24 protein-coding genes, 7 tRNA genes and 1 pseudogene are annotated in these 26,061 nt (G+C 71.6%); 20 read left to right on the forward strand and 12 right to left on the reverse strand.

The annotated features are described in order from the left end of the window. Positions 1–58: 58 nt before the first annotated feature. The 6 genes from OG729_RS32530 (at position 59) to OG729_RS32555 (ending at position 9,300) form a co-directional block, all read left to right on the forward strand. Positions 59–916 carry a MetQ/NlpA family ABC transporter substrate-binding protein gene (locus tag OG729_RS32530; RefSeq protein ID WP_405809495.1) on the forward strand — a complete coding sequence of 286 codons (858 nt, stop codon included), beginning with the start codon at positions 59–61 and terminating at the stop codon, positions 914–916. A gap of 158 nt (positions 917–1,074) precedes the next feature. Then, the gene (locus OG729_RS32535) at positions 1,075–1,722 is read left to right on the forward strand and encodes a GNAT family N-acetyltransferase (protein WP_360876286.1); all 648 of its coding nucleotides are present in this window, start codon (positions 1,075–1,077) and stop codon (positions 1,720–1,722) included. Positions 1,723–1,971: 249 nt separating this feature from the next. Next, positions 1,972–3,210, forward strand: a complete 1,239-nt coding sequence (gene cbiE / locus OG729_RS32540; protein WP_405809497.1) for a precorrin-6y C5,15-methyltransferase (decarboxylating) subunit CbiE — start codon at positions 1,972–1,974, stop codon at positions 3,208–3,210. A gap of 335 nt (positions 3,211–3,545) precedes the next feature. Then, positions 3,546–6,794, forward strand: coding sequence for a nicotinate-nucleotide--dimethylbenzimidazole phosphoribosyltransferase (gene cobT, locus OG729_RS32545; protein WP_405809499.1), 3,249 nt, complete (start codon positions 3,546–3,548; stop codon positions 6,792–6,794). A gap of 339 nt (positions 6,795–7,133) precedes the next feature. Continuing rightward, positions 7,134–8,387: a uroporphyrinogen-III C-methyltransferase gene (gene cobA, locus OG729_RS32550; RefSeq protein ID WP_405809500.1), complete on the forward strand. Its 1,254-nt coding sequence runs from the start codon at positions 7,134–7,136 to the stop codon at positions 8,385–8,387. A 94-nt stretch (positions 8,388–8,481) separates the two neighbouring features. Continuing rightward, positions 8,482–9,300 carry a TrmH family RNA methyltransferase gene (locus OG729_RS32555; RefSeq protein WP_405809502.1) on the forward strand — a complete coding sequence of 273 codons (819 nt, stop codon included), beginning with the start codon at positions 8,482–8,484 and terminating at the stop codon, positions 9,298–9,300. 71 nt (positions 9,301–9,371) lie between these two features. Here the strand turns inward: OG729_RS32555 and OG729_RS32560 are convergent, their stop codons facing one another. Further along, positions 9,372–10,553, reverse strand: a complete 1,182-nt coding sequence (locus tag OG729_RS32560; RefSeq protein WP_405809503.1) for a serine/threonine-protein kinase — start codon at positions 10,551–10,553, stop codon at positions 9,372–9,374. Between the two features lie 231 nt (positions 10,554–10,784). Here OG729_RS32560 and OG729_RS32565 point away from each other — a divergent pair, with 231 nt between their 5' ends. From OG729_RS32565 to OG729_RS32580, 4 genes are all read left to right on the forward strand, one after another. Next, on the forward strand, positions 10,785–11,066 hold the full coding sequence (locus OG729_RS32565) for a hypothetical protein (RefSeq protein WP_405809505.1): 282 nt from the start codon (positions 10,785–10,787) through the stop codon (positions 11,064–11,066). Between the two features lie 190 nt (positions 11,067–11,256). Then, a complete protein-coding gene (locus tag OG729_RS32570) occupies positions 11,257–11,463 on the forward strand; it encodes a hypothetical protein (protein WP_360876301.1) in 207 nt (68 codons plus the stop codon). A gap of 285 nt (positions 11,464–11,748) precedes the next feature. Further along, a complete protein-coding gene (locus OG729_RS32575) occupies positions 11,749–12,714 on the forward strand; it encodes a phosphotransferase family protein (RefSeq protein ID WP_405809506.1) in 966 nt (321 codons plus the stop codon). A 68-nt stretch (positions 12,715–12,782) separates the two neighbouring features. After that, positions 12,783–13,064, forward strand: a complete 282-nt coding sequence (locus OG729_RS32580; protein WP_360876303.1) for a zf-TFIIB domain-containing protein — start codon at positions 12,783–12,785, stop codon at positions 13,062–13,064. A 56-nt stretch (positions 13,065–13,120) separates the two neighbouring features. On the opposite strand, the gene OG729_RS32585 is transcribed toward OG729_RS32580, so the two are convergent. The 5 genes from OG729_RS32585 to OG729_RS32605 form a co-directional block, all read right to left on the reverse strand. Beyond that, positions 13,121–13,195: transfer RNA gene (locus OG729_RS32585), tRNA-Val, on the reverse strand. Between the two features lie 24 nt (positions 13,196–13,219). Then, a tRNA-Val gene (locus tag OG729_RS32590) sits at positions 13,220–13,291 on the reverse strand. Positions 13,292–13,311: 20 nt separating this feature from the next. Next, positions 13,312–13,383: transfer RNA gene (locus OG729_RS32595), tRNA-Val, on the reverse strand. Between the two features lies 1 nt (position 13,384). Then, positions 13,385–13,458, reverse strand: a tRNA-Cys gene (locus tag OG729_RS32600). 35 nt (positions 13,459–13,493) lie between these two features. Continuing rightward, positions 13,494–13,566, reverse strand: a tRNA-Gly gene (locus OG729_RS32605). A 156-nt stretch (positions 13,567–13,722) separates the two neighbouring features. Here OG729_RS32605 and OG729_RS32610 point away from each other — a divergent pair. The 3 genes from OG729_RS32610 to OG729_RS32620 all read left to right on the forward strand — a co-directional run bounded on the left by OG729_RS32610 (position 13,723) and on the right by OG729_RS32620 (position 16,515). Further along, a complete protein-coding gene (locus tag OG729_RS32610; RefSeq protein ID WP_360876305.1) occupies positions 13,723–14,778 on the forward strand; it encodes a chorismate-binding protein in 1,056 nt (351 codons plus the stop codon). Continuing rightward, positions 14,779–15,612: an aminodeoxychorismate lyase gene (locus tag OG729_RS32615; RefSeq protein WP_360876306.1), complete on the forward strand. Its 834-nt coding sequence runs from the start codon at positions 14,779–14,781 to the stop codon at positions 15,610–15,612. A 63-nt stretch (positions 15,613–15,675) separates the two neighbouring features. Next, complete coding sequence (locus OG729_RS32620) at positions 15,676–16,515, forward strand: GNAT family N-acetyltransferase (protein WP_405809508.1); 840 nt, start codon at positions 15,676–15,678, stop codon at positions 16,513–16,515. 25 nt (positions 16,516–16,540) lie between these two features. Here OG729_RS32620 and OG729_RS32625 read toward each other — a convergent pair whose 3' ends face one another. Further along, entirely contained in the window at positions 16,541–17,053 is a 513-nt protein-coding gene (locus tag OG729_RS32625; protein WP_405809509.1) for a DsbA family protein, read from the reverse strand. Positions 17,054–17,218: 165 nt separating this feature from the next. Here OG729_RS32625 and OG729_RS32630 point away from each other — a divergent pair, with 165 nt between their 5' ends. Continuing rightward, positions 17,219–17,680 carry a hypothetical protein gene (locus tag OG729_RS32630; protein ID WP_405809511.1) on the forward strand — a complete coding sequence of 154 codons (462 nt, stop codon included), beginning with the start codon at positions 17,219–17,221 and terminating at the stop codon, positions 17,678–17,680. Positions 17,681–17,750: 70 nt separating this feature from the next. Beyond that, positions 17,751–17,903, forward strand: a complete 153-nt coding sequence (locus OG729_RS32635; protein ID WP_405809513.1) for a hypothetical protein — start codon at positions 17,751–17,753, stop codon at positions 17,901–17,903. 3 nt (positions 17,904–17,906) lie between these two features. Here OG729_RS32635 and OG729_RS32640 read toward each other — a convergent pair whose 3' ends face one another. Together OG729_RS32640 and OG729_RS32645 are read right to left on the reverse strand one after the other, a co-directional pair. After that, on the reverse strand, positions 17,907–18,464 hold the full coding sequence (locus tag OG729_RS32640) for a CGNR zinc finger domain-containing protein (RefSeq protein WP_360876315.1): 558 nt from the start codon (positions 18,462–18,464) through the stop codon (positions 17,907–17,909). A 224-nt stretch (positions 18,465–18,688) separates the two neighbouring features. Continuing rightward, positions 18,689–19,102 carry an SsgA family sporulation/cell division regulator gene (locus OG729_RS32645; RefSeq protein WP_003959770.1) on the reverse strand — a complete coding sequence of 138 codons (414 nt, stop codon included), beginning with the start codon at positions 19,100–19,102 and terminating at the stop codon, positions 18,689–18,691. A gap of 190 nt (positions 19,103–19,292) precedes the next feature. Here OG729_RS32645 and OG729_RS32650 point away from each other — a divergent pair, with 190 nt between their 5' ends. Together OG729_RS32650 and OG729_RS32655 are read left to right on the forward strand one after the other, a co-directional pair. Next, positions 19,293–19,751, forward strand: a complete 459-nt coding sequence (locus OG729_RS32650) for a TIGR02611 family protein (protein ID WP_405809515.1) — start codon at positions 19,293–19,295, stop codon at positions 19,749–19,751. A gap of 54 nt (positions 19,752–19,805) precedes the next feature. Further along, a tRNA-Val gene (locus tag OG729_RS32655) sits at positions 19,806–19,877 on the forward strand. A gap of 58 nt (positions 19,878–19,935) precedes the next feature. On the opposite strand, the pseudogene OG729_RS32660 reads toward OG729_RS32655, so the two are convergent. After that, a pseudogene (locus OG729_RS32660) lies at positions 19,936–22,474 on the reverse strand (SCO7613 C-terminal domain-containing membrane protein). 93 nt (positions 22,475–22,567) lie between these two features. Between OG729_RS32660 and OG729_RS32665 the strand changes: the two are divergent. After that, positions 22,568–23,014, forward strand: coding sequence for an SRPBCC family protein (locus tag OG729_RS32665; protein ID WP_405809517.1), 447 nt, complete (start codon positions 22,568–22,570; stop codon positions 23,012–23,014). A gap of 39 nt (positions 23,015–23,053) precedes the next feature. Next, a tRNA-Val gene (locus tag OG729_RS32670) sits at positions 23,054–23,125 on the forward strand. 68 nt (positions 23,126–23,193) lie between these two features. On the opposite strand, the gene OG729_RS32675 is transcribed toward OG729_RS32670, so the two are convergent. Continuing rightward, positions 23,194–23,337 (reverse strand): hypothetical protein, encoded by a 144-nt coding sequence (locus OG729_RS32675; protein ID WP_405809519.1) that lies wholly within the window; start codon positions 23,335–23,337, stop codon positions 23,194–23,196. 160 nt (positions 23,338–23,497) lie between these two features. Between OG729_RS32675 and OG729_RS32680 the strand changes: the two genes are divergently transcribed. Continuing rightward, positions 23,498–25,168, forward strand: coding sequence for a carbohydrate binding domain-containing protein (locus OG729_RS32680; RefSeq protein WP_360884059.1), 1,671 nt, complete (start codon positions 23,498–23,500; stop codon positions 25,166–25,168). A gap of 70 nt (positions 25,169–25,238) precedes the next feature. Here OG729_RS32680 and OG729_RS32685 read toward each other — a convergent pair whose 3' ends face one another. Then, entirely contained in the window at positions 25,239–25,964 is a 726-nt protein-coding gene (locus OG729_RS32685) for a 3'-5' exonuclease (RefSeq protein WP_405809520.1), read from the reverse strand. Positions 25,965–26,061: the final 97 nt, after the last annotated feature.

Here is a 26,061-nt window from a genome sequence, read left to right on the forward strand (position 1 = left end):
CAAGCCCGCACTCCTTGTCCGGGCGACACCACCGCAACACCAGAAAGAGGCACTCTTCGTGCATAAGAACATCAAGCTCACCGCCGCCGCAGCCGCCACCGCCGCGCTCGCCCTCGGCCTCACCGCCTGCGGTACCGCGTCCGACCCGGCGGCCAAGGCCGGTTCCGGCAAGGCCGACGAGTCCAAGGCGCTCGTCGTCGCCGCGTCCCCGACGCCGCACGCCGACATCCTGGGCTACATCAAGGACAACCTGGCGAAGAAGGCCGGACTGCGGCTCGAGGTCAAGGAGTTCACGGACTACGTCCTGCCGAACACCGCCACCGAGAGCGGCCAGGTCGACGCCAACTTCTTCCAGCACAAGCCGTACCTGGACGACTTCAACAAGAAGAACAAGACCCACATCGTCCCGGTCGTCAACGTCCACCTGGAGCCGCTCGGCCTCTACTCCAAGAAGTCCAAGGGCCTGGGGGAGATCAAGTCCGGCCAGACCGTCGCCGTCCCGAACGACACCACCAACGAGGGCCGCGCGCTCAAGCTGCTCGCCGACAATGGCCTGATCACCCTCAAGGACGGCGCGGGCACCGACGCCAAGCTCTCCGACATCAAGGACAGCAAGGGGCTGAAGTTCAAGGAGCTGGAGGCCGCCACGCTGCCGCGCGCCCTGGGCGACGTGGATGCCGCGGTCATCAACGGCAACTACGCCATCGAGGCCGACCTCGAGCCCGCCAAGGACGCCCTGGCGCTGGAGAAGGCCGAAGGCAACCCGTACGCCAACTTCCTTGCCGTGAAGGAGGGCAACGAGAAGGACGCCCGCGTGCAGAAGCTGGCGCAGCTCCTCAACTCCCCCGAGGTGAAGAAGTTCATCGAGGACAAGTACGCCGGCTCCATCATCCCGGCCTTCGGCGCCGTCAAGTAAGGCCTGCCGCAAGGGCCTTGAGCGAGACCGCCCGAAGAGGCCCCGCGCATCCCGTAAGGTGCGTGGGGCCTCTTTGCATGCGCACCCGGCCATGCACTCCCCCACCCGATGCTGCATGCTGTGCCTTTACGGCTACGACCCTTACGACGGTCTTCGGCATGGAGCTGCGCATGACTACCACCTTCCCGGACGTGTCCATCAGCACGGAGCGGTTGGTGCTGCGCCCCTTCGAAGAGGCCGACATCCCGGCGCACACCGAGATGATGAACGACGAACTGGTCACCGCCTGGACGTCGGCGCCGCACCCGTACACCGAGGCCGACGCCGAGGAGTGGGTGCGCAGGATCGCTCCTGCAGAGCGCACCGAAGGCCGCGGAATCGTTCTCGCCGTCACTGAGTTCCTCACCCAGCGCCTCGTCGGCGTCATCCATCTGCAGCACACCAACTGGCGCACGCTCGCCACCGAGGTCGCGTACGTCACCGCCCCGTGGGCGCGCGGCGAGGGCTACGCCACCGAATCGGTGCTGGCCGTCGCCCAGTGGCTGTTTCGCGTCCAGCAGTTCGAGCGCCTGGAGCTGCGTACGGCGGCCGACAACACCGCCGCCCAGCAGGTCGCCCAGAAGATCGGCTGCATCAGCGAGGGAGTCCTGCGCAACGCCTGGATAGCGCGCACGCAGACCGAGGACGGTGGCTGGGCCGACATCCGCTCCGACCTGATCGTCTGGAGCCTGCTGCCCGAGGACCTCGAAGGCGTCGCGGAACAGATGGCGGACGCGGGCTACGCCTCGTTCACCGACTGGAACTGACCGGCTTCACCCACGGGACTGACCGGCTTCACCCGCGACTGACCGGCTTGAGCCACGGGAACCGTTCGGCTTGAGCCACGGGAACCGGTCGGCTTCAGCCAAGGAACGGGCCGGCCTCGGCCAAGGGGACAAACCGGCGACCGACCGGATCCGGCCGGTCTGATTCAGCAGGCATCCTTGGAAGGTAACCTCACCCTGCCCGCACCCGTGCGGGCTGCCCGACCTGCGACAACCAGGAGACTGACGACGATGGCCGACCGGGTCACGGTGATCGGCTGGGACGGTTCGCCCCTCACCGGGGCGGCCAGGTCCGCTCTGTCGGCCGCCACCCTGGTGGCCGGAGCCGCTCACCACCTGGCACTGCCCGAGGTGCCCCGGGGCGCCGAGCGCATCCGGCTCGGCAGCGTCGACCTGGCCGCCCGGCGGATCGCGAGCCACCGTGGAAGCGCCGTCGTCCTCGCGGACGGCGACCCGGGCTTCTTCGGCGTCGTACGCACCCTGCGCGCACCGGAGCACGGGCTGGAGGTCGAGGTCGTGCCCGCGGTCTCGTCCGTCGCCACCGCCTTCGCCCGGGCAGGCATGCCCTGGGACGACGCCCAGATCGTCGTCGCCCAGCGCCGTACGCTGCGTCGCGCCGTCAATGTGTGCCGGGCACACCCCAAGGTCGCCGTCCTCACTTCGCCGGGCGCCGGTCCCGCGGAGCTCGCCCTGCTGCTCGAAGGCGTGCACCGGACCTTCGTCATCTGCGAGGAGCTCGGCACCGACCGCGAGCAGGTCACCGTCCTCACCTCGGACAAGGCGGCCGACCATGCCTGGCGCGACCCCAATGTCGTGATCGTCATCGGCGGCACGGGGACCACGGCGGTGCCGGGCTCGGGCTGGATCTCGGGCCGTGAACCCGGCTATCCGCCCGTTGTACGAGGCTGGGCGCTGCCCCCCGGGGCGTACGGAGAGGGACAGCCGCACGGAGAAGGTCTGGGCGAGGGCGAGTCGGTGCAGCTGCGCGCCGCCCAACTGGCCCGCCTCGGGCCGCGCATCGGCGACCTGGTCTGGGACATCGGCTCCGGCAGCGGGGCGCTCGCCGCGGAAGCGGCCCGGTTCGGCGCCGCGGTCATCGCCGTCGACGCGGACGCGGCGGCCTGCGCCCGCACCGAAGCCACCGCGCGGCGCTCGGGCGTCCAGCTCCAAGTCGTACAGGGGCGGGCGCCGCATGTCCTTGAGCGGCTTCCCGAGCCCGATGTCGTACGGATCGGGGGCGGGGGAGCGCATGTGGTGACCGCGTGCGCCGACCGGCGGCCGCAGCGCATCGTCACCCATGCGTCGACCCGAGACGAGGCCGAGGCGATCGGCGCGGCACTGGCGGCGGGCGGGTACGAGGTCGAGTGCGCGCTGCTGCAGTCCGTCGAACTGGACACCGCGGCATGGACGGAACGGAAGCGCTCGGTCGTCTTCCTGCTCTCCGGCCGCCGTCTTGAGAGCGCCCCCTGACCCCTGCCGAGGCACGGCGCGGGGTAGGCTGGCCGATCGTTGTACTGCACTCGGGCGTTCGTCGGTTCGTTCGTCAATGTCCGGAAAAAGGGGGCGCTTTGGCTCCCGTTTGTGGTACGTCGGAACCGGGGGAAGCGCAACGTGGCGCAGCCCACAGCGGACCGTGGCGGATCTCCCTGCCGCGGCAACGAAACGGCCGCGAGAATGCTTGGTGCCCGTGGGTCATCGTGCCGCGCGGCGCACACGCTCGTTCTTGTTGGCGGGCGTTGCGTGTGCCGCGATCGGGCGTCCCGGGCGATGGGCGAAGGAGCACAAGCGATGGGCGAGGGGTACGCATGACTGACACCGGCCAGATCCCGGGCGAGGGGCTGCCGGAGAACGCAGGCATGGTGGAGCAGCCGGGCGTCCCCGCGCACGGCGCGTACACCTTCCTCGACCACTCCGAGAACGGCTCCGAAGAGGACGATCTGCTGCTGATGCCCGGGGCGCAGGGGGCGTGGAGCGACCCGCAGGCAGTGCAACCCGCGCAGGGGCCCGTGGCGCACGCGCCGGTCGCCCAGGCGCCGGTCGCCCAGGCGCCGGTCGCGCAGATGCACGTCGCGCAGATGCAGGTTGCTCATGCGCCGGTGGTTCCGGCGGGGGTGGGTCAGGCGCCGATCGCGATGCCGGTTCCGGAGCAGCATGTCGCCCAGCCTGTGACTACGGTCGCCGAGCCTGTGGCGCAGCCGCCTGGGCAGGAGCACTTCGTCCCCCAGTACCAGGCGCCCGAGGCTCAGGCCGAGGCGCTTGCCGCGGCGCAGCCGCCCGCGGGCCCGGAGTTCCCGGCTCCGGATCTCGCCGCTTCCGCGCCGGTGCCGGAGCCCGTCGCGCCGGCCTTCGCGGAGGAGCAGTTCGCCCCCGTTGAGCAGCACGTGGCCGAGCCCGTCGCCGTTGCGGCGGAGCCGGCCGTACCTGCCTACCAGATGCACGAGGCCGGCGCGCACGAGGCGGGGGGCCGGGACTCCGGCTCCGTCGACCTCAACGGCGTACGCGTCCCGCCCACCTCGGCCACGCCGACGCCACCGCCCGCGCGACGCCCTTTGCACATGGGACCGCCGGTGCCCGACGCCTCCTCGGGCGGCGTGGTCCGCTCGCTCGCCGACCGCGGCCCTGCGGGAACGCCGGCGCACGCCACACCCGTGCCCTACCCAGGGCCACCCACCGCGGGCCCCGAGTACCTCGACATCCCGCGCGAGGAGACGGGTGCCGTGCTGCCGGGGCCGCAGCTGGGCGAGATTCCGCCGCAGGCCGGGGTTCCCTGGGACCCCCAGCCTCAGCAGCCCCATACGCCTCCTCCGGCCGCGGCGGAAGCCGCGCCGGAAACGGTCGTCCCGGAGCCCGCACCCGTCGCGCCCATCACACTGGTCCCGTCGGTCACCGAGGCTCCTGTGACCGCTCCTGAAGCTCCTGAGGCTCCTGAACCTCCGGTCGTCACCGAGGCCGCCGACCAGGGGCCCGAGCCGGAGCCGGAGCCCGTGCCGCTGGTCGAGGAGGTGGCGGTCGTGGAAGAAGTGGCGGTCGCGGCCGTCGAATCGGAGCCCGCGCCGCAGGCCGAGGTGATCGTGCCCGCGCCGCGCGCGGGCGAGCCGGGGCCGGTGGCAGAGAAGGCCGCCGCCGAGCAGCCCGTCCAGCTGGTTCCCGAGGCTGAGCCCGTCGCGGCTGAAGAGGTGGCCGAGATCGCCGAAGAGGTCGTCGTGGCCGAAGAAGTGGCCGAGGAAGCCGTGCCCGCCCCCGAACCGGAGCCGGTTCCCGAGGCAGTGCCCGAGGCCGTGACAGTCGCCGAGCCCGCCCCCGCAGCCATCGCCCTCGGAGGCGCGCCCGCACCCGGCTACGACGACGCCGAGCGCGAAGCCGTACTCCGCGTCATGCGCGAGCGCCGGGACATCCGCAACGGCTTCCGCAGCGACCCCATCCCGCACGAGGTGCTGCTGCGCGTCCTGGAGGCCGCGCACACCGCCCCCAGCGTCGGCCACTCACAGCCCTGGGACTTCGTCGTCATCCGCTCCGCCGAGACCCGGCGGACGATGCACGAGCTCGCCCAGCGTCAGCGCGACGCGTACGCGAAGTCGCTGCCGAAGGGCCGCGCCAAGCAGTTCAAGGAACTGAAGATCGAGGCGATCCTCGACACCCCGGTGAACATCGTGGTCACCGCCGACCCGACGCGCGGCGGTCGGCACACGCTGGGCCGGCACACGCAGCCGCAGATGGCCCCGTACTCCTCCGCGCTCGCCGTCGAGAACCTCTGGCTCGCCGCGCGCGCCGAAGGCCTCGGCGTCGGCTGGGTCAGCTTCTTCGACGAGCGCGAGATGGTGCGCGCGCTCGGTCTGCCCGAGCACCTGGAAGTCGTGGCGTACCTCTGCGTCGGTTACGTCGACGAGTTCCCCGAGGAGCCCGAGCTGATGCAGGCGGGCTGGTCCAAGCGCCGTCCGCTGTCGTGGGTCGTGCACGAGGAGACGTACGGACGGCGCGCGCTGCCCGGCGAGGAGCCGCACGATCTGCTCCAGGAGACCGTCTCCAACATCCGTCCGCTGGACGCGAAGGCGCTCGGCGAGGCGTGGGAGCGGCAGAAGCGGATGACCAAGCCGGCGGGCGCGCTCGGCATGCTGGAGATCATCTCCGCGCAGCTGAGCGGGTTGTCGCGGATGTGTCCGCCGCCGATCCCGGAGCCCGCGGCGGTCGCGATCTTCGCGGGCGACCATGGGGTGCACGCGCAGGGGGTCACAGCCTGGCCGCAGGAGGTCACGGCCCAGATGGTGGCCAACTTCCTGGGCGGGGGCGCGGTCTGCAATGCGTTCGCCAACCAGGTGGGTGCGGAGGTGTGCGTGATCGACGTGGGCGTCGCCGCGGACCTGCCCGCCACGCCGGGACTGGTGCCGCGCAAGGTGCGGCCGGGTACGGCGGACTGCACGACCGGCCCCGCGCTGAGCCGCGAAGAGGTCCTCTCGGCGGTCGAGGTCGGCATCGAGACGGCGCGCGATCTGGTGGCGGCGGGCAACAAGGCGCTGCTCACCGGTGAGATGGGCATCGCGAACACGACGATCTCCGCGGCGCTGATCTCGGTGTACACGGGCATCGACCCGGGCGAGATCACCGGCCGCGGTACGGGTATCAACGACGAGATGCACGCGCGCAAGATCGACGTGGTGCGGCGTGCCCTGGAGTTGCACGCGCCGGATCCGGCTGACCCGATCGGCGTCCTGTCGGCGGTCGGCGGCCTGGAGCACGCGGCACTGGTCGGCTTCATCCTGGGCGGCGCGTCGCTGCGTACGCCGGTGGTGCTGGACGGTGTCTCGGCGGGCGCGGCCGCGCTGGTCGCCCGGGCGATCGCGCCGGAGGCTCTGGCGGCCTGCATCGCGGGCCACCGCAGCGCGGAGCCGGGCCATGTCGCGGCCCTCAACAAGCTGGGCCTGCGCCCGCTGGTGGACCTGGACCTGCGCCTGGGCGAGGGGACAGGGGCGCTGCTGGCGCTGCCGGTGGTGCAGAGTGCGGCGAGAGCGATGCATGAGGTGGCGACGTTCGACTCGGCGGGCGTGACGGAGAAGTAGGCGGCGCGTGCGGGGTGCCCGGCGCTTTCCCTCCCCGCCGCTCCGCGTATCTGGGGCAAGTCCCAGACCCCTGCGTCCTCGATCGGCGGACGGGCTCATTTTGAGCCCCTCCGGCGATCGAGGAGTGGGGTTCGGGGCGGAGCCCCGACAAACGAGCTTCGCCCGTCCGACTCGGGCCCCGGGGGCGGAGCCCCGGGTTTCGGGAAGGGCCGGGGCAGGGGAGAAACCCCCCACCCCCGTAAGGTATTCGCAGGGGCCCCCACCCCGCCCCACCAGCCGCTTCACCGCCGCAGCGGCCCCCGTACACCGCACAGCCCCGCCCGAGGAGCCAGTACCGCCATGGCCGAGCACGCTGACCCCGCTGCGCACGTCGACCACGACGAGCACCCCGCCTACCCCGTAGGACTGCGCCTCACCGGGCGCCGCGTCGTCGTGCTCGGCGGTGGGCAGGTCGCCCAGCGCCGGCTCCCCGCGCTCATCGCGGCCGGGGCCGACATCGTCCTCGTGTCGCCGTCCGCGACGCCGTCCGTCGAGGCCATGGCCGCGGCCGGCGAGATCCGCTGGGAGCAGCGCCCGTACGCCGAGGGCGACCTCACCGACGCCTGGTACGCCCTCATCGCCACCTCCGACGCCGAGACCAACGCCCGTGCCTCCGCGGAGGCCGAGCGCACCCGCACCTGGTGCGTACGCGCCGACGACGCGAGCGCAGCCACCGCGTGGACCCCTGCCACCGGCCGCTCCGAGGGCGTGACCGTGGCGGTGCTCACCGGCCGTGACCCCCGCCGCTCCGCCGCCGTGCGCGACGCCATCATCGAAGGCCTGCGGGACGGCTCCCTCGCCGCTCCCCACCACCGCACCCGGACCCCCGGCGTCGCCCTCGTCGGCGGCGGACCCGGCGACCCGGACCTGATCACCGTCCGCGGCCGCCGCCTCCTCGCCGAGGCGGACGTCGTCATCGCCGACCGCCTCGGCCCGCGCGACCTGCTCGACGAACTCCCGCCCCACGTCGAGGTGATCGACGCCGCGAAGATCCCGTACGGCCGCTTCATGGCCCAGGAGGCGATCAACAACGCCCTGATCGAGCACGCCAAGGCGGGCAAGGCAGTGGTGCGGCTCAAGGGCGGCGACCCCTTCGTCTTCGGCCGTGGCATGGAAGAGGCCGAGGCCCTCGCCGAGGCCGGTATCCCGTGCACCGTCGTCCCCGGCATCTCCAGCTCCATCAGCGTCCCCGGCGCGGTCGGCATCCCGGTCACCCACCGTGGCGTCGCCCATGAGTTCACGGTGGTCAGCGGCCATGTCGCCCCCGACGACGAGCGCTCGCTCGTCGACTGGGCGGCCCTCGCCAAGCTCCGCGGCACGCTCGTCGTCCTGATGGGGGTCGACAAGATCGGCGCGATCGCGCAGGCCCTGGTCGCACACGGAAAGCGCCCCGACACCCCCGTGGCCCTGGTCCAGGAGGGCACCACCGCGTCCCAGCGTCGCGTCGATGCGACGCTCGCGACTGTGGCCGAGCGGGTGCGGACCGAGGACGTACGCCCGCCGGCGGTCATCGTCATCGGCGAGGTCGTCACCGTCGGACCGCGCAAGGCGTAAGCCGCGCCCGCATCGCAGCGAGCCCGCGTAACCACCGGTAACCAACCCGGGCGCAGCCGTTGGCACCACACCCAGGAGAAGGCAGTATCACCCTGTGGCTGATCTCATCACTGTCGAGGACCCCGACGACCCGCGCCTGCGCGACTACACCGGCCTGACCGACGTAGAGCTCCGGCGCAGACGCGAGCCCGCCGAAGGCCTGTTCATCGCCGAGGGCGAGAAGGTCATCCGGCGCGCCAAGGACGCCGGTTACGAGATGCGGTCGATGCTGCTCTCCGCCAAGTGGGTCGACGTCATGCGGGACGTCATCGACGAGCTCCCGGCCCCCGTGTACGCGGTGAGCCCCGAGCTCGCCGAACGCGTCACCGGCTACCACGTGCACCGCGGCGCGCTCGCCTCCATGCAGCGCAAGCCCCTGCCGACGGCCGACGAACTGCTGCTGAGCGCCCGCCGCGTGGTCGTTATGGAGGCGGTCAACGACCACACCAACATCGGTGCGATCTTCCGCAGCGCCGCCGCTCTCGGCATGGACGCGGTGCTGCTCTCGCCGGACTGCGCGGACCCGCTCTACCGCCGCTCGGTGAAGGTCTCCATGGGCGCGGTCTTCTCCGTTCCGTACGCCCGTCTCGATTCCTGGCCCAGGGGCCTGGAATCCGTACGGGAAGCGGGCTTCAAGCTCCTCGCCCTCACCCCCGACGAGAAGGCCGCCGCCATCGACGAGGCGGCTCCCCACCGGCTCGACCGCGTCGCGCTGATGCTCGGCGCGGAGGGCGACGGGCTCTCCACCCAGGCGCTGGTCGCCGCCGACGAGTGGGTGCGCATCCCGATGGCGCACGGAGTCGACTCGCTCAATGTGGGCGCGGCCGCCGCGGTCGCGTTCTACGCGGTGGCGACAGGCCGCCCCGAGGCGTGAGCCACCCAGGGCCAGAGCGGCCGTGGACAGGACCTGACCGGCCGCGGCCGCACTGATCGCGCCGTCCGCCGCTACAGCTGCTGGGCCGCGGCGATGCCGAGCGCCACGATCAGCGTCACCACGACGAAGACGACGATGCGCTGGCGCAGCAGCCTCGGGTTGGCGGGCCGCCGCCCGGCCGATGTGGTGCGTACGCCGGGCCTGGTGCCCTGACGGCCGTTCGTACGGGCCGTATTGCGGGGCGGCTGGGGCCGGGATCCGCCGGTGCGCGGCGGCTGCGTGCGCGGCGCCGGGGTGCCCCCCGTACGCCGCTCCAGGCGCTCCGTCCGGTCCAGCCGCTCGGAGCGTTGCGTCCGCTCCGGATAGCGCGAGGTCGGCCGGTCCTGCTCGATCCGCTCGCGCTGGGCCGGCGGGCGTCCCTCCGACAGCCCCTGGGCCTCCCTGGCCGCGATCTCCTTCAGCCGCATCGACAGCTGCAGTGTGCTGGGGCGCTCCTCGGGATCCTTCGCCAGACAGGCACGTACGAGTGGAGCGAGCGCGTCCGGAACCCCGTGCAGCTGCGGCTCCTCGTGCACCACCCGGTACAGCATGACCTCCGAACTACCGTGTCCGAAGGGCGAGTCGGCGGTCGCCGCGTACGCGAGCGTGGCACCCAGCGCAAAGACGTCCGTGGCGGGCGTGACCGCAGCGCCGCGCACCTGCTCCGGCGCGAGGAAACCGGGGGAGCCCACCGCCGTGCCGACATGCGTGAGCGTGCTCGCGCCGGTCGCCCAGGCGATGCCGAAGTCGATGATCCGCGGGCCCTTCGGCGACAGCAGGATGTTCGACGGCTTGAGGTCCCGGTGTACGACACCGGCCTCGTGCACCGCCACCAGGCCCTCGGACAGCGCCGCGCCGACCGCGGCGACCTCGGCGGCCCGGAGCGTGCCGTCCTCGGCCACCTTGTCGTGCAGGGAGGGCCCGGGAACGTACTGAGTGGCGAACCACGGGCGGTCCGCCTCCAGATCGGCGGCCACGAGCCGTGCCGTACAGCCGCCGCGGATCCGCCGTGCCGCCGAGACCTCGCGTGCGAACCGCGACCTGAACTCCTGGTCCTCCGCCAGATCCGGCCGGATCACCTTCAGGGCGACGCGCTGGCCGCGGCGGTCGGAGCCCAGATAGACGACGCCCATGCCACCCGCGCCGAGTCGTCGGTGCAGTCTGAACGAGCCGACGACACGCGGGTCCTCGCGCCGGAGCCGCATCATCGCCATGTCCGTCCCCTACTTACGGTGGGGTGGCCCCACCCCGCTGCCGCGGTCGCCCGTTTGACGTGGCACAGCTTACGTACCCCCGACCCGGTGTGCTCATAGGCCGCGCCCTCTCGGCCCGGTCGATTGTCAGTGCCGGGTGGGAAACTTGAAGAGTGGTCAGGGAGCAACGGATCCAGGTGTCCTGGCCGGTGCGAGATCTCAACGGACCGTTGCAGAAGGGGGATTGGATCGGTGAAGGGTGACCGCGTGGAGATAGTCGTGGACGCGGGAGACACGACTCGTACGTACGAAGTGGTGGCCAGCAGGGCGGGGCGCAGGGTCGAGACGGCCGTGCGCAGAGGGGTGGTGGAAGTGAGCGAAGTCACCTGGGGGCACCTCCCAGCGGTAGCTGGGGGAGGCTCGGTGGTGCGGACGGCCCGTTTCATGGCCACCCGGGTGCTGGCTCTGGTCGAGCAGCCGGTGCCCAGGGAGGACTCCTCGGAGCGTCCCCTCCGGGAAGACCCCAAGGCCTAGGACCCCGTCTCCACCCAGGGGAGTACGCCGCGGGGCCGCGGCTCATCCTCCGGGAGGCCCGGCAATCGGTACGCGGGCATGACGCCCGGGCCCTGCCGAATCCCTAGTGTTGAAGTCAAGCGGCGGGTGCAGCACTCGTCCCCCGAGGTCAGACACCCGCCGCTGCCACATACGAATCAGGAGAGGGACCATGGCGGACACGGCATCGCGGACGATCATCCGCACGCAGGGACGCAAGGCTTTCGCCGCGTTCGGCGGCCGCCCGTCCGGCACGCGTCACCCGTTGGTGGCGACAGTCATGGTGCTTCCTCTCGCGGCACTGCTCGTGGTCGCTTTCGGCGGCTGGGAGGCAGTTGTCACACAAGCGTCGTCCGTGGGCGTGATGCTGGGGCGCTGAGCGGCGCCCCGGACCCGGAAGAGCGGTTCGGGTCGGGGACATCGGGCCAACAACCCCGTGGGGACGGGGGTGCGGCGGACGGCAGCGTTTGGCCGGTCAGCTGGGGAGCTGACCGGCCATCGCGCTGTTTGCCCTTCTGCGTGCGACCCTCGCACCGCGCGCCCTGGCGGGTCTCACGGGCCAGCAGTGCTTCGCGGCGCGACCGTGGCACACCCGAGGGCGACCAGACGCGCGGCTCACGCCGCTAGGCTCCCGCCAGGGAAACACCGCAGCTGGGGGGAGACCGTGACCGCAGACGTCGTCCGCACGCTCGCCGGCGTCGCACGCGACGCCGCGCATCTCGTTGTGCCCAGGCAGGCCTGCCGCGCCTGCGGTCGGGACGAAGCCGTGCTCGCCGAGCGGGACGACGGCACCGTCGTGCGGCACGGCGAAGCCGTCGCCAAAGCGCACGCCGCAGACACCGACACCGCGGCCCTGGCCACCCGCCTCGCCGTCGCGGCCCACCCGAGCCTCACCGGCATTCTGCTCGCGCCCGTTCCGCTCCCCGCCGGGGACCTGCACGGCCGACCCGTCTCGGCCTGGCCGTACGGCGTCCCCGTGGACCCTGCGAACCCCGACGTCGCCCCCTGGGAGGACGCCGCGGTCCTGCTGGCCCGGCTCCACCGGGTCGACACGGACCGACTCCCCGGCCCTCTCCCGCCCATGCGCGGTCCCGCCAAGGCGGCCCGGGCCCGAGCGCGGATGCGAGCGGCGGCCGGCGACCACCCCGCGGCCTCGACCGTCGAACGGGCCTGGGAGCGGCTCCCCGCCTGGGCCCGCAGCGAGGCCACGTCGCCCCGCAGCTCCACCCTCTGCCACGGCGACCTGCACCTCGGCCAGCTCGTCCGGCACCCCGCCCCCGGCGGCCCCTGGCTGCTGATCGACGTCGACGACCTCGGCCTCGGCGACCCCGCCTGGGACCTGGCCCGCCCCGCCGCCTGGTACGCCGCGGGCCTGCTGCCCGCGCAGATCTGGCAGCGGTTCCTCGGGGCGTACACCGCCGCACAGGGCCCGGCGGTCCCCGCCGACAGCGACCCCTGGCCCCAACTCGACGTCCCCGCACGTGCTCTGACCGTCCAGACCGCCGCCCTCGCCCTGGCAAAGGCGGCCGCGGAGCAACGCGATCCGGACGAGGTCGATCAGGCGATGATCGAATCCTGTGCCCGAATTGCCACACTCCCTGCTGAGTTGGACTGCGAGTCCTCGTCGTAGTCTGAACTCCTCGTCACCGGGCATGCATCCCGGCGACGTCGACCGAACGGCGAGGAGCTGAGCAGACAATGCAGTGTCCCAAGTGCCACGCAGCGATGCACACGTACAACCGCAACGGCGTCCAGATCGAGCAGTGCAGCGGCTGCCGGGGGATATTCCTCGACTACGGCGAGCTCGAGTCCCTCACCCGCCTCGAGTCGCAGTGGACCCAGCAGGCCCCGCCCGCCCCGCCCGCGCCGCAGGCCTACCCTGCCGCCCCGGCGCCCGCCTGGGGCGCGCCGCACCACGGCGGACACCACGGCGGGCACTACCGCCAGAAGAGCTTCGGCCGGATGCTCTTCTCCTCCTGAGCCGCCCCGGCAACGACAGAACCCCCCGGCCGCCGAGGCGGCCGGGGGGTTCTGGCTGGTGCGCGATACTGGGATTGAACCAGTGACCTCTTCCGTGTCAGGGAAGCGCTCTCCCGCTGAGCTAATCGCGCGGGACGATCTTGCGTGGTACTGCGTGCGCGATACTGGGATTGAACCAGTGACCTCTTCCGTGTCAGGGAAGCGCTCTCCCGCTGAGCTAATCGCGCGTGAATCCATGCGGATCCAGTGGACGATACTGGGATTGAACCAGTGACCTCTTCCGTGTCAGGGAAGCGCTCTCCCGCTGAGCTAATCGTCCTTGGAGGTGGAGACGGGATTTGAACCCGTGTAGACGGCTTTGCAGGCCGTTGCCTCGCCTCTCGGCCACTCCACCCTGAGTGCAGGGGGTCGGGAAGATCCCCCACGTCGAGCGGACGACGAGATTCGAACTCGCGACCCTCACCTTGGCAAGGTGATGCTCTACCAACTGAGCCACGTCCGCTTGTCGGTTCCGGCCCGCTTGCGCGTCCCGGTGACGTGTTGAACTCTAGCGGATTCCCGGGCCAGCACAAAAACGCGTTTCCGCAGCGTGCTGAGGTGTGTTCACACCGCAGGAGCTCATCGGCAGCTCATCGGCACCGGCCATAGACTCACAGACGTGCACGACACTGCTCCTTTGGCCCGCTTCGGCCACCTCCTCGCCACGGGCCTCCGGGATGTGACCAGCGACCCGGAAGCACTCGACTCCGAGGGCTTCTGGGCCGTTGCCGCGGACTTCGAGGGCCGTCTGACCTGCGCCCGCTTCCGCGATGTTCGTACGGAGCCGGTGCCTGAGCCCGTGCCGGGGCGCTGGCGGGGCCCCGCGGCGGAGGACTGGGACTCCTCCCTGGACCGGGCCGCGTACATCGCCGGCGTACGGCGCATCCGCGAGCACATAGCGGCCGGCGAGGTCTATCAGGCGAACCTCTGCCGAATTCTCTCGGCGCCGCTGCCCGACCCGGACGCCGCCGACGTCGATGCGCTGACCGCACTGCTGGCGCGCGGCAACCCCGCTCCGTACGCAGGAACGATCAGGCTGCCCGCCCACGGCGTGGAGATAGCCACCGCGTCGCCCGAACTGTATCTGCGGCGCAGCGGGACCACGGTCGAGTCCGGGCCGATCAAGGGCACCGGCCGCACCGCCGCGGACCTGCTGGAGAAGGACCACGCGGAGAACGTGATGATCGTGGACCTCGTCCGCAACGACCTGGGCCGGGTCTGCGCCACCGGCACCGTCTCCGTCCCCGCGCTGTGCGCCGTCGAGGCCCATCCCGGACTCGTGCACCTCGTCTCGACGGTCCGCGGCGAGCTGGGGCCCAAGGCCGGCTGGCCGGAGCTGCTCGCGGCCACCTTCCCGCCCGGCTCGGTGACCGGAGCGCCCAAGTCCAGTGCGCTGAAGATCATCGACGCGCTGGAGACGGCACCCCGCGGACCGTACTGCGGCGGCATCGGCTGGGTGGACGCCGACCGCGGCACAGGCGAGCTCGCCGTCGGCATACGCACTTTCTGGATCGACCGCACCCGCCCCGCCGAGCCGGTGCTCCGCTTCGGCACCGGCGCAGGGATCACCTGGGGCTCCGACCCTCAGCGCGAATGGGAGGAGACCGAGCTGAAGGCCTCCCGACTGCTCGCGGTAGCGTCGGGGGCGTACGCGGCAAGCGGAAGGACCAGCTAGATGAAGCTTTGGGTCAACGGTGCACTCACTCACGCCGACGACGCCCGGGTGTCCGTGTTCGATCACGGTCTGACCGTGGGCGACGGCGTCTTCGAGACGATCAAGGCGGTGCACGGGCAGCCCTTCGCTCTCACCCAGCACCTCGACCGGCTGACCCGCTCCGCCCTCGGCCTCGGTCTGCCGGCCCCTGACCTGGACGAGGTCGGGCGCGCCTGCGCCGCCGTGCTGGAAGCCAACCCCATGGAGCTCGGCAGACTGCGCATCACGTACACCGGCGGCCCCTCACCGCTCGGCTCCGACCGCGGCGACGAAGGTCCGACCCTCGTTGTGGCGCTCGGCGCGAGCAGGCGCCGCCCCGACACCACCGCCGTCGTCACCGTCCCCTGGACCCGCAACGAGCGCGGAGCGCTGGCCGGGCTGAAGACGACGTCGTACGGGGAGAATGTCGTCGCACTCGCCAGGGCGAGCGAGCGGGGTGCGTCCGAGGCGCTCTTCGCCAACACCGTAGGACGGCTCTGCGAGGGCACCGGCTCCAATGTCTTCGTCGTGCTCGACGGCGAACTGCACACGCCGCCCGTCTCCTCCGGCTGCCTCGCGGGCATCACCCGCGCGCTCACCGTCGAGTGGACGGGAGCCAAGGAGACCGATCTGCCCTTCGACGTGCTGGACCGGGCCGAGGAGATCTTCCTGACGTCCACCCTCCGCGACGTACAGGCGGTCGGTCGGATCGACGGGCGCGAGCTCGCCGGAGCGCCGGGGCCGGTGACCGCCGAGGCCATGCGGATCTTCGAGGAGCGCGCGGCCGCGGACCAGGACCCGAAGGCTTCGTACTGAATCCCCTGCCAGACAGGCAAAACCGCGTGACGGGCGGGTGCGTGGGCGGGTAGAACACCCGTGATGACCACGACCCTGCGGCCGACCGGGCCGCTTCAGCACGAGGCGGACGGCGCGCAGTCACGCACCTACGAGGTCTGCGTGAACAGTCGTCCCGTCGGCACGATCGAGATCGCCACCCACCCCGCCCTCGGCACCGGGGGCGGCACGATCCGGTCGCTGAGCATCGACGAGCGGGACCGGCGGCGCGGGCGGGGGACCGTCGCCGCGCTCGCCGCCGAGGAGGTGCTGCGCGGCTGGGGCTGCACACAGGTGCAGGTGTCCGTACCGCCGGACGCCACCGCCGCCACTCGTCTTGTGACTGTCCTCGGCTACACCGAGCGCAGCCGCAACATGCTCAAGGAGCTGACCGGTCGGCCGCCCGCCCTGCCGCCCAACGTCGAGGGCCGGCCCATGAGCGAGGCAGAGTTCCAGCAGTGGCTCGCCGCGGGAATCGAGAACTACGCGCAGAGCTGGGCCGATCGCGGGCTGCCGCCCGAGCAGGCGCGCGCCAAGTCGGAGGCCGACCACCGCGAGAAGCTGCCCGAGGGCCTTGCCACGCAAGGGACGTGGCTCAGCCTCCTGGTCCACGAGGGCGTGGCCGTAGGACATCTCTTCGTCGGACGACGTGAGGTGCGGCCCGGCGAACAGGGGGCGTATGTGTACGACGTCGAGGTCGTCGAGCGCCGGCGCACACAGGGCCACGGGCGGTCCCTGATGCTGCTTGCCGAGCGCGTGGCGCTGGATGCCGGACTGCCGCTGCTGGGGCTGCATGTCTTTGCGAACAACGCCCCGGCGATCGGGCTCTACGAGTCGCTCGGCTATCGGACGACGACCGTCAACTCCTTCAAGCAGCTGCTCTAGGTCCTGTCCGGTCGATCGGGGCGGATCAGGCGTCGGCGAGCAGCCGGTCCGCGATCTCCTCGATGCGCGCCCGCAGCCCCTCCTGCCTCTTGCTGCCGTCCAGCAGTTCGCCGTCGATGACGTACGTCGGAGTGCCCGTCACACCGATCGCCTTGCCCTCGGCCTGATCGGCGTCGACGATCAGGATGTGCCGCCCGTCGATCAGGGCGGTGTCGAACTCCTCGGCGTCCAGGTCCAGTTCACGCGCGACGTCGAGCAGCAGCGGCACGCCCTGGCGGTCCAGCTCTTCGACACGTCCGAGCACCGCTTCGACGTACGGCCAGCCCTTGCCCTGTTCGGCCGCCTCCTCCGCGGCCTGCGCGGCAGCGAAGGCGTGCCTGTGCTTGTCGAGGGGGAAGTGGCGCAGCCGCAGTTCCAGCCGGTCGCCGTAGCGCTCACGCAGGGCCCGCAGATCCTCCAGAGCCTTTCGGCAGTCGGTGCACTGGAGCTCGCACCAGACGTCGAGTACGACGGGGCCGGCGGTGGTTGACTCGCTCATGGGGCCAGTCTCCCAGCCCGCTCCCATGGGGCCCAACCGGGACCTGGGGAGGAGGCCGTCCCGGAGATCTCCCTGAGGTCGCACGGGACCGTGGCCCGGACAGGGCCGCAGGTGCACGATGGAAGGGACGAACCCGACCGTGCCCGAGCCAGCCTGGAGGACCGGATGCTTGCCGAGACCATATGTTCCGCAGTGTCCGCGGCGGGCCTGGGCATCGCCGCCGTCACGGCCTACCGCAGGCGTTTCCTCACTGCTGCCCGGATACTCGCCTATTCCCTCGTACCCATCGGCCTGGTGCTGACCGGCGCGGTCGAATGGGCCGTCGACACGGCCTTCAGCCCGTCCGCATGGCTCGGCTTCGGCCTGCTGGGCGGCGCGTGGCTGCTCTTCATGACGACCCGCGTCGTGGAGCGACGCCGCGGCGGTACCCGCAAGGAGCGCAAGGCCGCGCAGGCGGCACAGCGCGAGGCGGTCGCCCCCGCGGCGACCGCGCCCTCCCTCGGGCCGGGCAGTCGGCCGGCCGCGCAGCCGGCGACGAAGCCGCAGTCGGTGACGAAGCCGAAGGCGGCCGGCTCCGGCGATGACTTCAGCGACATCGAGGCGATCCTCAAGAAGCACGGAATTTGAATGAACTCCCGCACTCGCGGGGCGTGTTGTTCGATCACGACGGGCCGGGCTGCGTCATCATCACCCCGAGATGCTCGATACCTCCCGGGGCGAGGCCCCCGCACCGACCGAAGAGCCGCGTGGCTGCCTCTTCGCGCTCTCCCAGCCACCCCTGATGATCTTCCTCGCGGTGATCGGCTTCCTGCTGCTGACGGCAGCGGTGCACGATCTCTTCCTGCTGTGAAGGTCAGCCGGCCGCTTCCTTGCGGCGCGCGCGGTACGCGGCGACATGCAGGCGGTTGCCGCAGGTGCGGCTGTCGCAGTAGCGCCGCGACCGATTGCGGGAGAGATCGACGAACGCGCGCCCGCAGTCCGGCGCCTCGCAGCGCCGCAGCCGCTCCTGCTCGCCCGTGACGACGATGAACGCCAGCGCCATGCCGCAGTCCGCGGCGAGATGGTCGGCAATGGAGGCGTCCGGCGCGAAGTAGTGCACATGCCAGTCGTAGCCGTCGTGGTCGGTGAGCTGGGGCGTGGTCCCCGCGGCCGCCACCAGCTCATTGACCAGCTCGGCCGCGGTACGGCTGTCGGGCGCCGCGAAGATCTCCGCGAACTGCGTCCGTACGCCCTGCACGGCCTTCAGGTCCCGCTGGGTCAGCTCGTCCACACCGCTGATGAGGTGGCTGCGTGCGAAGTCGTACAGCGCGGCGACGTCTGCGAGCCCCTCCACCTGCTCGCTCTCCGGTGCGGTGTTCACCAGATCGACGACGGTGTCGAGGGCGATCCTGGTGTCGTGGGGAATCAGCACGATTCGCTCCCTGGCCTGCTGCGGGCCGGTGCCCGCCGAATTGCGCAGACTCTACTCAGATTTTGCCTCGTCGTGTCCTGTGCCCGCACCGCGGCTGCCCAAAGCGAACCGGCGCCGTCACCGCGATGGATTCCGCGGTGAGGGCGCCGGTGTTCGCCGTTGGTGGTTGTCCGCGCGGCGCCGTCTCCCCGAGTCGGACGGCGCCGTGCAGCTCTCTGCCTGGCTCAGCTCTCGGCCAGGATGTGCGAGAGCTCTGTGTCGAGATCGAAGTGACGATGCTCGGTGCCTGGTGGCACCGCGGCGTCGGTCCGCTTCAGGAACGACTCCAGGGCCCGCGCCGGGGCCTCGAGCAGGGCTTCGCCCTCCGGGGAGCTCAGCGCGATGCAGACGACGCCTTGGCCGTGACTGCGGGAAGGCCAGACTCTGACGTCGCCCGTGCCGGTGGGCCGGTGCAGGCCCTCGGCGAGAAGGTCGCGGGCGAAGACCCACTCGACCGTCTCTTCGGCTCCGGTGTGGAAGGTGGCGTGCACGGCATAGGGATCGGCCGTGTCATACCGCAGGCCCGCGGGTACAGGCAGTGAAGACTCGCTCGATACAACGAGGCGCAGGTGCAGCTCGCAGCTGACCGTGGTGTTCATAAGCGCCAGGGCCTTTCGCTCAGTGTGCGCTCGGGGATTCGCACGTCGGCGAAATCGACATGCCACCTACGGTGCCGTTGTAAACCCCTCTGACCGTTTTGTGATCCTTCATGTCGCTCGTACGGCGGTGCATCACTTTGTGTTATAGGGCCATTCCGGTGACCGGCCGGAATCCGGTAGGTTTGGCTCCATGAACGCGGAGAGTGACGAGCGGGGGGAGTCCGTCGCAGCGACGGCCCAGGACCCCGCGACGGGGGACGTGACGGTGGCGAAGGAGCCGGCACTCGGCTCACGGGCGCCCCACTTCATCAAGAGATCCCGGCCACTGCATCTGAGCTGGCAGGTCGGGGTCTTCGTGATCGGGCTCGCGGTCGTCGGCGCCGGCATCGTGATGCTGCCGCTGCCGGGTCCCGGCTGGCTGGTGATCTTCGGGGGCATGGCGATCTGGGCGACCGAGTTCGTCTGGGCGCAGCTGGTGCTCCGCTGGACCAAGCGCAAGGTGACCGAGGCGGCGCAGCGGGCGCTCGATCCCAGGGTGCGCCGGAGGAACATCATCCTCACCACGATCGGTCTGGTGATCATCGCGGTGCTGATCGGAATCTACGTCTGGAAGTTCGGCATCGTGATGCCGTGGAAGATCAAGGAGTGACCCGAAAACGGTCAGGGGCACCCGCTGACATGCGGTAACGTTTGCGGTGCGCCCGGGCGATTAGCTCAGTGGGAGAGCGCTTCGTTCACACCGAAGAGGTCACTGGTTCGAACCCAGTATCGCCCACCCGGACCGAAGGCCCCGGAGACTTTTTGAGTCTCCGGGGCCTTCGGCGTTCGCCGGCTCAGTGCATCCGGCCGAGCGCGTCCCGCAGCCTGCGCGCGTCGCGCAGCCGCTGCTCGTAGGTCGCGCCGACGGCGAGGAGCAGCAGCCCGGCGAGCGCGGGCGGCAGCCAAGCGGGGGAGTGCGCCGACGACCTGGACGACGTACGGGGCGAGCTCGTGCAGGGCGTCGAGAGCGAGCACGGCGCCGCCGAGCACGAGGAGTGACTGGAGGCGCAGCCGGGCGCCTGCCAGTGTGACGGCCAGGGCCGCCACACCGAGCAGCAGCGGACGCAGCCAGTGCTGGTCGCCCCAGGCCGCGACGAGGCTGGGCAGCAGCGTCGCGGCGAGACCGGGGCCGTATGCCGTCCAGGACGAGGCCTCCGGGTCGCGGCGGCGGCGCAGCAGGCCGACGGCGAGCGCGGGGACGGTGACGGGCAGGGTGTACGCCTCGGGGACCGACACGTCCGACGCGGCCAGCCGTACCCAGGTGGCCAGCACGAACAGCACCGCCCCGAGATATCCGGCGGCCGGGCGGCGCTCGGCCCGCACCGCGGTGCCCGCGGCGATGACGCCGCCGAGCGCGAGCACCAGGGCGAGGGTGGGACGGTCCTCGCCGGCCAGGGCGACCGCGAGGAGCCCCGCAGCGGCGCCTGTGCACTCCATCGGGAGGGCGACGGGGTGACGGCCCAGCCGGGCGGCGATCAGCGCCACCGCGGCGGGCACGGCGAGGATCGCCGGCGCGACCTGGTGGGGCGGGAGATCGGCGGCCGCGGCGAGAGCGCCGACGAGGGCCGTCGCGAAGCCGGTGGCGGCGCAGGCGAGGATCGCCTGCACTGCCCGCCCGGCGCGCGATGCGGCCGCGCTCACGGCCAGCGCCACGGTCAGGGTGCCCAGGACGGTGAATGTCGCCGGTCGCGTCGCCAGAGAGAGCACGGCGACGCTCACGGCGCCGCTGAGAGCACAGGCGAGGGCGACGGCTGCGGTGGCCCGTGCGGGGCGCACGGCGAGCAGGAGCGCGGCGGCGGTCACGAGCAGGTGGATGGTCACGGTGGCCGCGTGGGAGAGATCCAGGGCGGGCGGTAGGACGAACAGTCCCGCCCAGGCGAGAGCGGCGGCCGCGGTGAGGGCGGCGGCCCGCCGATCGCCGCGCGGAGCCGGGGGCCCGCCGACATGCGGAGCCCAGCCGGGCCAGGCTCCCGCGGGGGGCCCTTGCGGGGTGGGTGCGCCCTCGGGATGCGGCGTCGCGGCGGCGTCCGCTGCCGCGACGGGGCGGTCCGTCGGGTGCGCTGTACTGCCGGCAGCCGTCAGGGCGGCTGCCAGTATCAGCAGCACCAGCGGGGCCGCCGTCAGGCCCGACTCCGGGAGCGGTGCGCCCAGCGCCCCGCGGGCGTCCGCCGGTGTGCCCGACCAGATGTCGTCCAGGCCGGTCAGCGGGCCCACCAGCGTGAGCGCGACCAAGGGCAGTGTCCACAGTGCCGCGATGGCGTGGACAACCCCCGCCGCGCTGATCAGGCCGGGCCGCAGACGCTGCGGCACCCCCACCCGTACCAGCCCCAACAGGCCCACCGCGCACAGCAGATACCCGAGAACCGACCAGCCCTCCGGCACCGCCGCACGGGCCACGCCGCCGATGCCCGCGATCGTCGCGAGACCGGCCACCGCGGACGACGGAGCAGCGGCCGAAGGCGACCGCAAGGCCGCGCACAGGGCCACACCCGCGGCCGCCACCAGCAGCACGGCGGGGGCGACCGCGTCCAGTGGTGAATCCGCCGTCACCGACTGCACGCCGCCGATCAGCAGCGCCCAGCCGCCCGTGGCAGCGGCACCGGCAGTGGCGATGCCCCGGACACCCGCGGGCTTCGCCCACAGCGCGGCCGCGACATCGAGCGCGGCGGTGGCCAGCAGCGCCCATTCAAGCGACGGCGCGCCTGCGGAGGCGGTCAGCGCCCAGAGCGGAAGCGGGAGTTGGGCGGTCAGCACGGCCACCGGCAGCGGAATCCGCAGCCGGTTCAGCGACAGCCCGTACGCCGCCCAGAGCGCGGCGAGCACGGCCGATGCCACGGACGAGTACGCAAGGCCGCCGGTGTCGGGCAGCGCCACCACATGCAGGGCGTACGAGTCGAGCACCATGAGCACCAGACCGAGACCGGCCAGTGACTCCGCAGTCGACGCGAGCCCACGGCGCAGCAGCGCGACCGGCGCCGCGAGCGCAGCGATCGTCACCGCGCCGAGCACCAGCGAGCGCCCGCCGATACCCAAGTGGCCCCAGCTGACCAGCGTGAACGCGATCGCCGCGATGGTCAGCAGAATCCCGCCGAGAGTGAGCAGCAGGTTCTGCACGCTCGGCGGCGACGCCTCCGTCGGCGATGCCTCCCGCGGCGAGGCGGCGATGGGCGGCGCCGCGAACGGCCGCGCGGCCGGAGCCGGCGCGGCGGGCGGCTGCAGCACGGCGAGCAGCCAGGCTCGGCGGGCCAGCAACTGTGACCTGCGAGCATCCAGTTGGACCAGTTCGCGGTCGAGGATCGCCAGCTCCTCGGCGGGTGGCGGAACGTTCTCCATGCTGCGAGAGTGTGGCCCCCGCCACACCCCGCGGCATGGGTGCGGATACTCAGATCAGGCGTGAGTACGCCCCCGCAGGAGCACAATTGGACGATGGACTGGTATCGCTACCGCTTCCGCAGCGTCTGGGACCTGACCGCCCGCCCCGACGCCGTGTACGCCGTGCTGGAGCGGGCCGAGGACTACCCCCGCTGGTGGCCGCAGGTCCGCGAAGTGACCCTGATCCACGACGACAGCGGTCAGGCGCGCTTCCGTTCCTTCCTCCCGTACGAACTGCTCATCACCGTCCGCGCCCAGCGGCGCGACCCTGCGCAGGGCGTGCTCGAAGTCGGGATGCAAGGAGATCTGGAGGGCTGGGCCCGGTGGACGCTCACGGCGCGCGGCGTCGGGACCCGTGCGCTGTACGAACAGGAGGTGGAGGTGTGCAAGCCGCTGATGAGGCGGCTGGCGCTGCCATGCCGTCCGGTGTTCCGCGCGAACCACGCGGCGATGATGCGCGGGGGCCGGCGCGGGCTGACCGCGTACCTGGACAGAGTTTGAAGGAAACCCGCGGGGACCTGTATGGTTCAGTGCGTTCCCGGGCGATTAGCTCAGTGGGAGAGCGCTTCGTTCACACCGAAGAGGTCACTGGTTCGAACCCAGTATCGCCCACCGGGAGAGGCCGGTCCGTCAGCTGACGGACCGGCCTCGACGCTTTTCGGGCGCCGGTGTTGGCGGTGTTACTGGAGCCCGCTGTGCAGGGCGCCGAGCGGGGCTCCGCCCGGGGTTTCACCGGACATTTCCCAGATCATCCCGCCCGGCAGCCCCTTCGACTTGATGTACGCCGCCTTCTGGCCCGGGGCCGCGCCATTTTGCCGCTCCATTGCCAACTGCGTTCAACTCCCGGTCGGGCGGCGCCGGTTGTCTCGCGCCCTCCCTTGACTTGAGTGCGGTGCTCCGCTCTAATCCGCCTCGCAGGTCCAGACCAATCGTGGCGCCGCGTCCGGTCCGTCGACCCGCACCCACCCCTCACTGGGAGGTCACGTGCGTATCCGAAATCGACTACTGGCCGGCCTCGGCGCGGCGCTGCTCTCAGCAGCCGCTTCACTCGCCGTGCCCGGCACGGCCCAGGCCGCCAACCTGCTCAGCAATCCCGGCTTCGAAAGCGGCTCCCTGTCCGGCTGGTCCTGCACCGGCGGACTCGGCTCGGTGGTGAGCAGCCCCGTGCACAGCGGTACGAAGGCGCTGGCCGGCGCCGCGAGCGCGAGCGACAACGCCAAGTGCACCCAGACCGTCGCCGTGCAGCCCAACACCGCCTACACGCTCTCCGGTTGGGTGCGCGGCAACTATGTGTACCTCGGCGTGACCGGCGGGCCGTCGACCTGGACCCCGTCCGCCACCGCCTACACCCGCCTTTCGGTCTCCTTCACCACCGGCGCGGCCCAGACCACCGCCGAGATCTATCTCAACGGCTGGTACGCGCAGGGCACTTACTACGCCGACGACATCAGCCTCGACGGTCCCGGCGGCGGAGGCGGCGGCGACACCCAGGCACCCACCACACCCACGAATCTGCGCTCCACCGGCAAGACGTCCTCCAGTGTCTCGCTGGCCTGGAGTGCCTCGTCCGACAATGTCGGCGTCACTGGCTACGACGTGTACCGCGGATCCACCAACGTGACCACGGTGACCGGCACCAGCGCCACCGTCAGCGGCCTTGCGGCCAGCACCTCGTACAGCTTCACCGTCCGCGCCCGTGACGCGGCCGGCAATCTCTCACCGGCCTCGTCCGCCGTCAGTGTGACGACCGACGCGGGCGGTGGCGGCGGCACCGACTTCAAGCAGGCGGCCCCGTACCTCTATCTGGGCTGGGGCGACCCGCCCAGTGCCACCTCGGTGATGAGCGCCACCGGCATCAAGTGGTTCACCATGGCCTTCATCCTCTCCTCCGGCGGCTGCAACCCCGCCTGGGACGGCACGCGTCCGCTCGCCGGTGGCACCGATCAGTCCACCATCAACGCGATACGCGGCGCGGGCGGTGACATCGTCCCGTCCATCGGCGGCTGGAGCGGCAACAAGCTCGGCCCGAACTGCTCCACGCCCGAGGCCCTGGCCGGCGCCTATCAGAAGGTGATCAACGCCTATGGGCTGAAGGCGATCGACGTCGACATCGAGAACAGTGACGAGTTCGAGAACGAGGTCGTCCAGGACCGGATTCTCGGCGCACTGAAGATCGTCAAACAGAACAACCCCGGCCTGAGGACGATCCTCACCTTCGGCACGAGCACCACCGGGCCGACCTGGTGGGGCAACCGGCTCATCGAGCGGGCGGGCGCGCTCCAGGCGGACATCGACGTCTTCACCATCATGCCCTTCGACTTCGGCGGCGGCGCCGACATGTACGGCAACACCGTGAACGCCACCGAGGGGCTGAAGACCAAGCTGAAGAGCACCTTCGGCTGGTCGGACGCCACCGCGTACGCCCATATAGGCATCTCGGGCATGAACGGCCTCAGCGACCAGCAGGAACTCACCAGCCCGGCGACCTGGACCCAGATCAAGGACTGGGCCAACTCCCACCACATCGCCCGCCTCGCGTACTGGTCGGTCAACCGTGACCGTCCCTGCCCCGGCGGCGGAGTGGTGAGCAACTGCTCCGGCATCAGCCAGAGCAACTGGCAGTTCACCTCCATCACCGCGGGATTCACCGGCTGACGCCGACCGGACCGGTTGCCCTCCCGACGGTCCGTCCGGGTGGCGCCCCGCTGAGGGGCGCCTCCCGGAGTCAGGCCGCGGCGGGCAGTTCGGGCCGCAGCGGCCAGGCCGGGTCCACCGTCTCGGGTGTGCCGCTGCGGGCGAACCACGCCTGCAGGCCACGTGCCTGCGCCGCATGCCAGACCGCCTGCAGCGTGTGCAGCTCCGCGGGCGACAGCCGCTCCATCCGCGAGGCGAAACGGCGCCCCACCGCCCGCGTCACCTCCAGCGCGGCCACCGCGTCCGCGGCCGCGTCATGCGCTTCGTCCAGCTCCACCTCGTACTGCGCGCACAGATCGGTGAGCGTGCGGCGGCCCTTGCGATAGCGGTCCAGGTGCTTGTCCAGGACCCTCGGGTCCAGCACGCACAGCGGCGCGTTCTCCAGATAGCGCCCGAGCGACGCGGCGCGGTGGCGGCGCAGTTCGCGGTCGAGGATGGTCAGATCGAAGGGCGCGTTCATCACGACGAGCGGACGGGCGGCCGCGCACTGCTCGGCCAGCGCCCTGGCTATCTCCTCCATCACCGGCGCCGGCCAGCGGCCGTTGCGCTGCAGATGGTCGTCGGTGAGCCCGTGCACCTCGATGGCCCCCGGCGGCACGGGCACCCCCGGATTGATCAGCCAGCGTGTGACACGCGGGCGGCCGCCCGCCATGTCCTGGACGACGACGGCGGCCGAAACGATGCGGTCCTCCTCGACGTCGACTCCGGTGGTCTCCGTGTCAAATGCGGCCAGCGGGCCGTCATACCAGAGCGTCATCCCCGAACTCCTCGCACGAGCCTGGCAGATGGCGTGATCCCCCTGCCCGAAATGGTGATACCCGGGCCGTTTGCGCTGTACGCAGTGCGGTGACAAC

Origin of the sequence: Streptomyces sp. NBC_00210, assembly GCF_045160975.1 — a bacterium.
In the GTDB taxonomy this organism is placed as follows: Bacteria; Actinomycetota; Actinomycetes; order Streptomycetales; family Streptomycetaceae; genus Streptomyces.

Bases quoted from the DNA above. Each gene is read 5' to 3' on its own strand.
- OG729_RS32535 (WP_360876286.1), top strand. From the start codon at position 1,075: ATGGAGCTGCGCATGACTACCACCTTCCCGGACGTGTCCATCAGCACG.
- cbiE (WP_405809497.1), top strand. From the start codon at position 1,972: ATGGCCGACCGGGTCACGGTGATCGGCTGGGACGGTTCGCCCCTCACC.
- cobT (WP_405809499.1), top strand. From the start codon at position 3,546: ATGACTGACACCGGCCAGATCCCGGGCGAGGGGCTGCCGGAGAACGCA.
- cobA (WP_405809500.1), top strand. From the start codon at position 7,134: ATGGCCGAGCACGCTGACCCCGCTGCGCACGTCGACCACGACGAGCAC.
- OG729_RS32560 (WP_405809503.1), bottom strand. From the start codon at position 10,553: ATGGCGATGATGCGGCTCCGGCGCGAGGACCCGCGTGTCGTCGGCTCG.
- OG729_RS32570 (WP_360876301.1), top strand. From the start codon at position 11,257: ATGGCGGACACGGCATCGCGGACGATCATCCGCACGCAGGGACGCAAG.
- OG729_RS32580 (WP_360876303.1), top strand. From the start codon at position 12,783: ATGCAGTGTCCCAAGTGCCACGCAGCGATGCACACGTACAACCGCAAC.
- OG729_RS32615 (WP_360876306.1), top strand. From the start codon at position 14,779: ATGAAGCTTTGGGTCAACGGTGCACTCACTCACGCCGACGACGCCCGG.
- OG729_RS32620 (WP_405809508.1), top strand. From the start codon at position 15,676: ATGACCACGACCCTGCGGCCGACCGGGCCGCTTCAGCACGAGGCGGAC.
- OG729_RS32625 (WP_405809509.1), bottom strand. From the start codon at position 17,053: ATGAGCGAGTCAACCACCGCCGGCCCCGTCGTACTCGACGTCTGGTGC.
- OG729_RS32630 (WP_405809511.1), top strand. From the start codon at position 17,219: ATGCTTGCCGAGACCATATGTTCCGCAGTGTCCGCGGCGGGCCTGGGC.
- OG729_RS32635 (WP_405809513.1), top strand. From the start codon at position 17,751: ATGCTCGATACCTCCCGGGGCGAGGCCCCCGCACCGACCGAAGAGCCG.
- OG729_RS32645 (WP_003959770.1), bottom strand. From the start codon at position 19,102: ATGAACACCACGGTCAGCTGCGAGCTGCACCTGCGCCTCGTTGTATCG.
- OG729_RS32650 (WP_405809515.1), top strand. From the start codon at position 19,293: ATGAACGCGGAGAGTGACGAGCGGGGGGAGTCCGTCGCAGCGACGGCC.
- OG729_RS32665 (WP_405809517.1), top strand. From the start codon at position 22,568: ATGGACTGGTATCGCTACCGCTTCCGCAGCGTCTGGGACCTGACCGCC.
- OG729_RS32675 (WP_405809519.1), bottom strand. From the start codon at position 23,337: ATGGAGCGGCAAAATGGCGCGGCCCCGGGCCAGAAGGCGGCGTACATC.
- OG729_RS32685 (WP_405809520.1), bottom strand. From the start codon at position 25,964: ATGACGCTCTGGTATGACGGCCCGCTGGCCGCATTTGACACGGAGACC.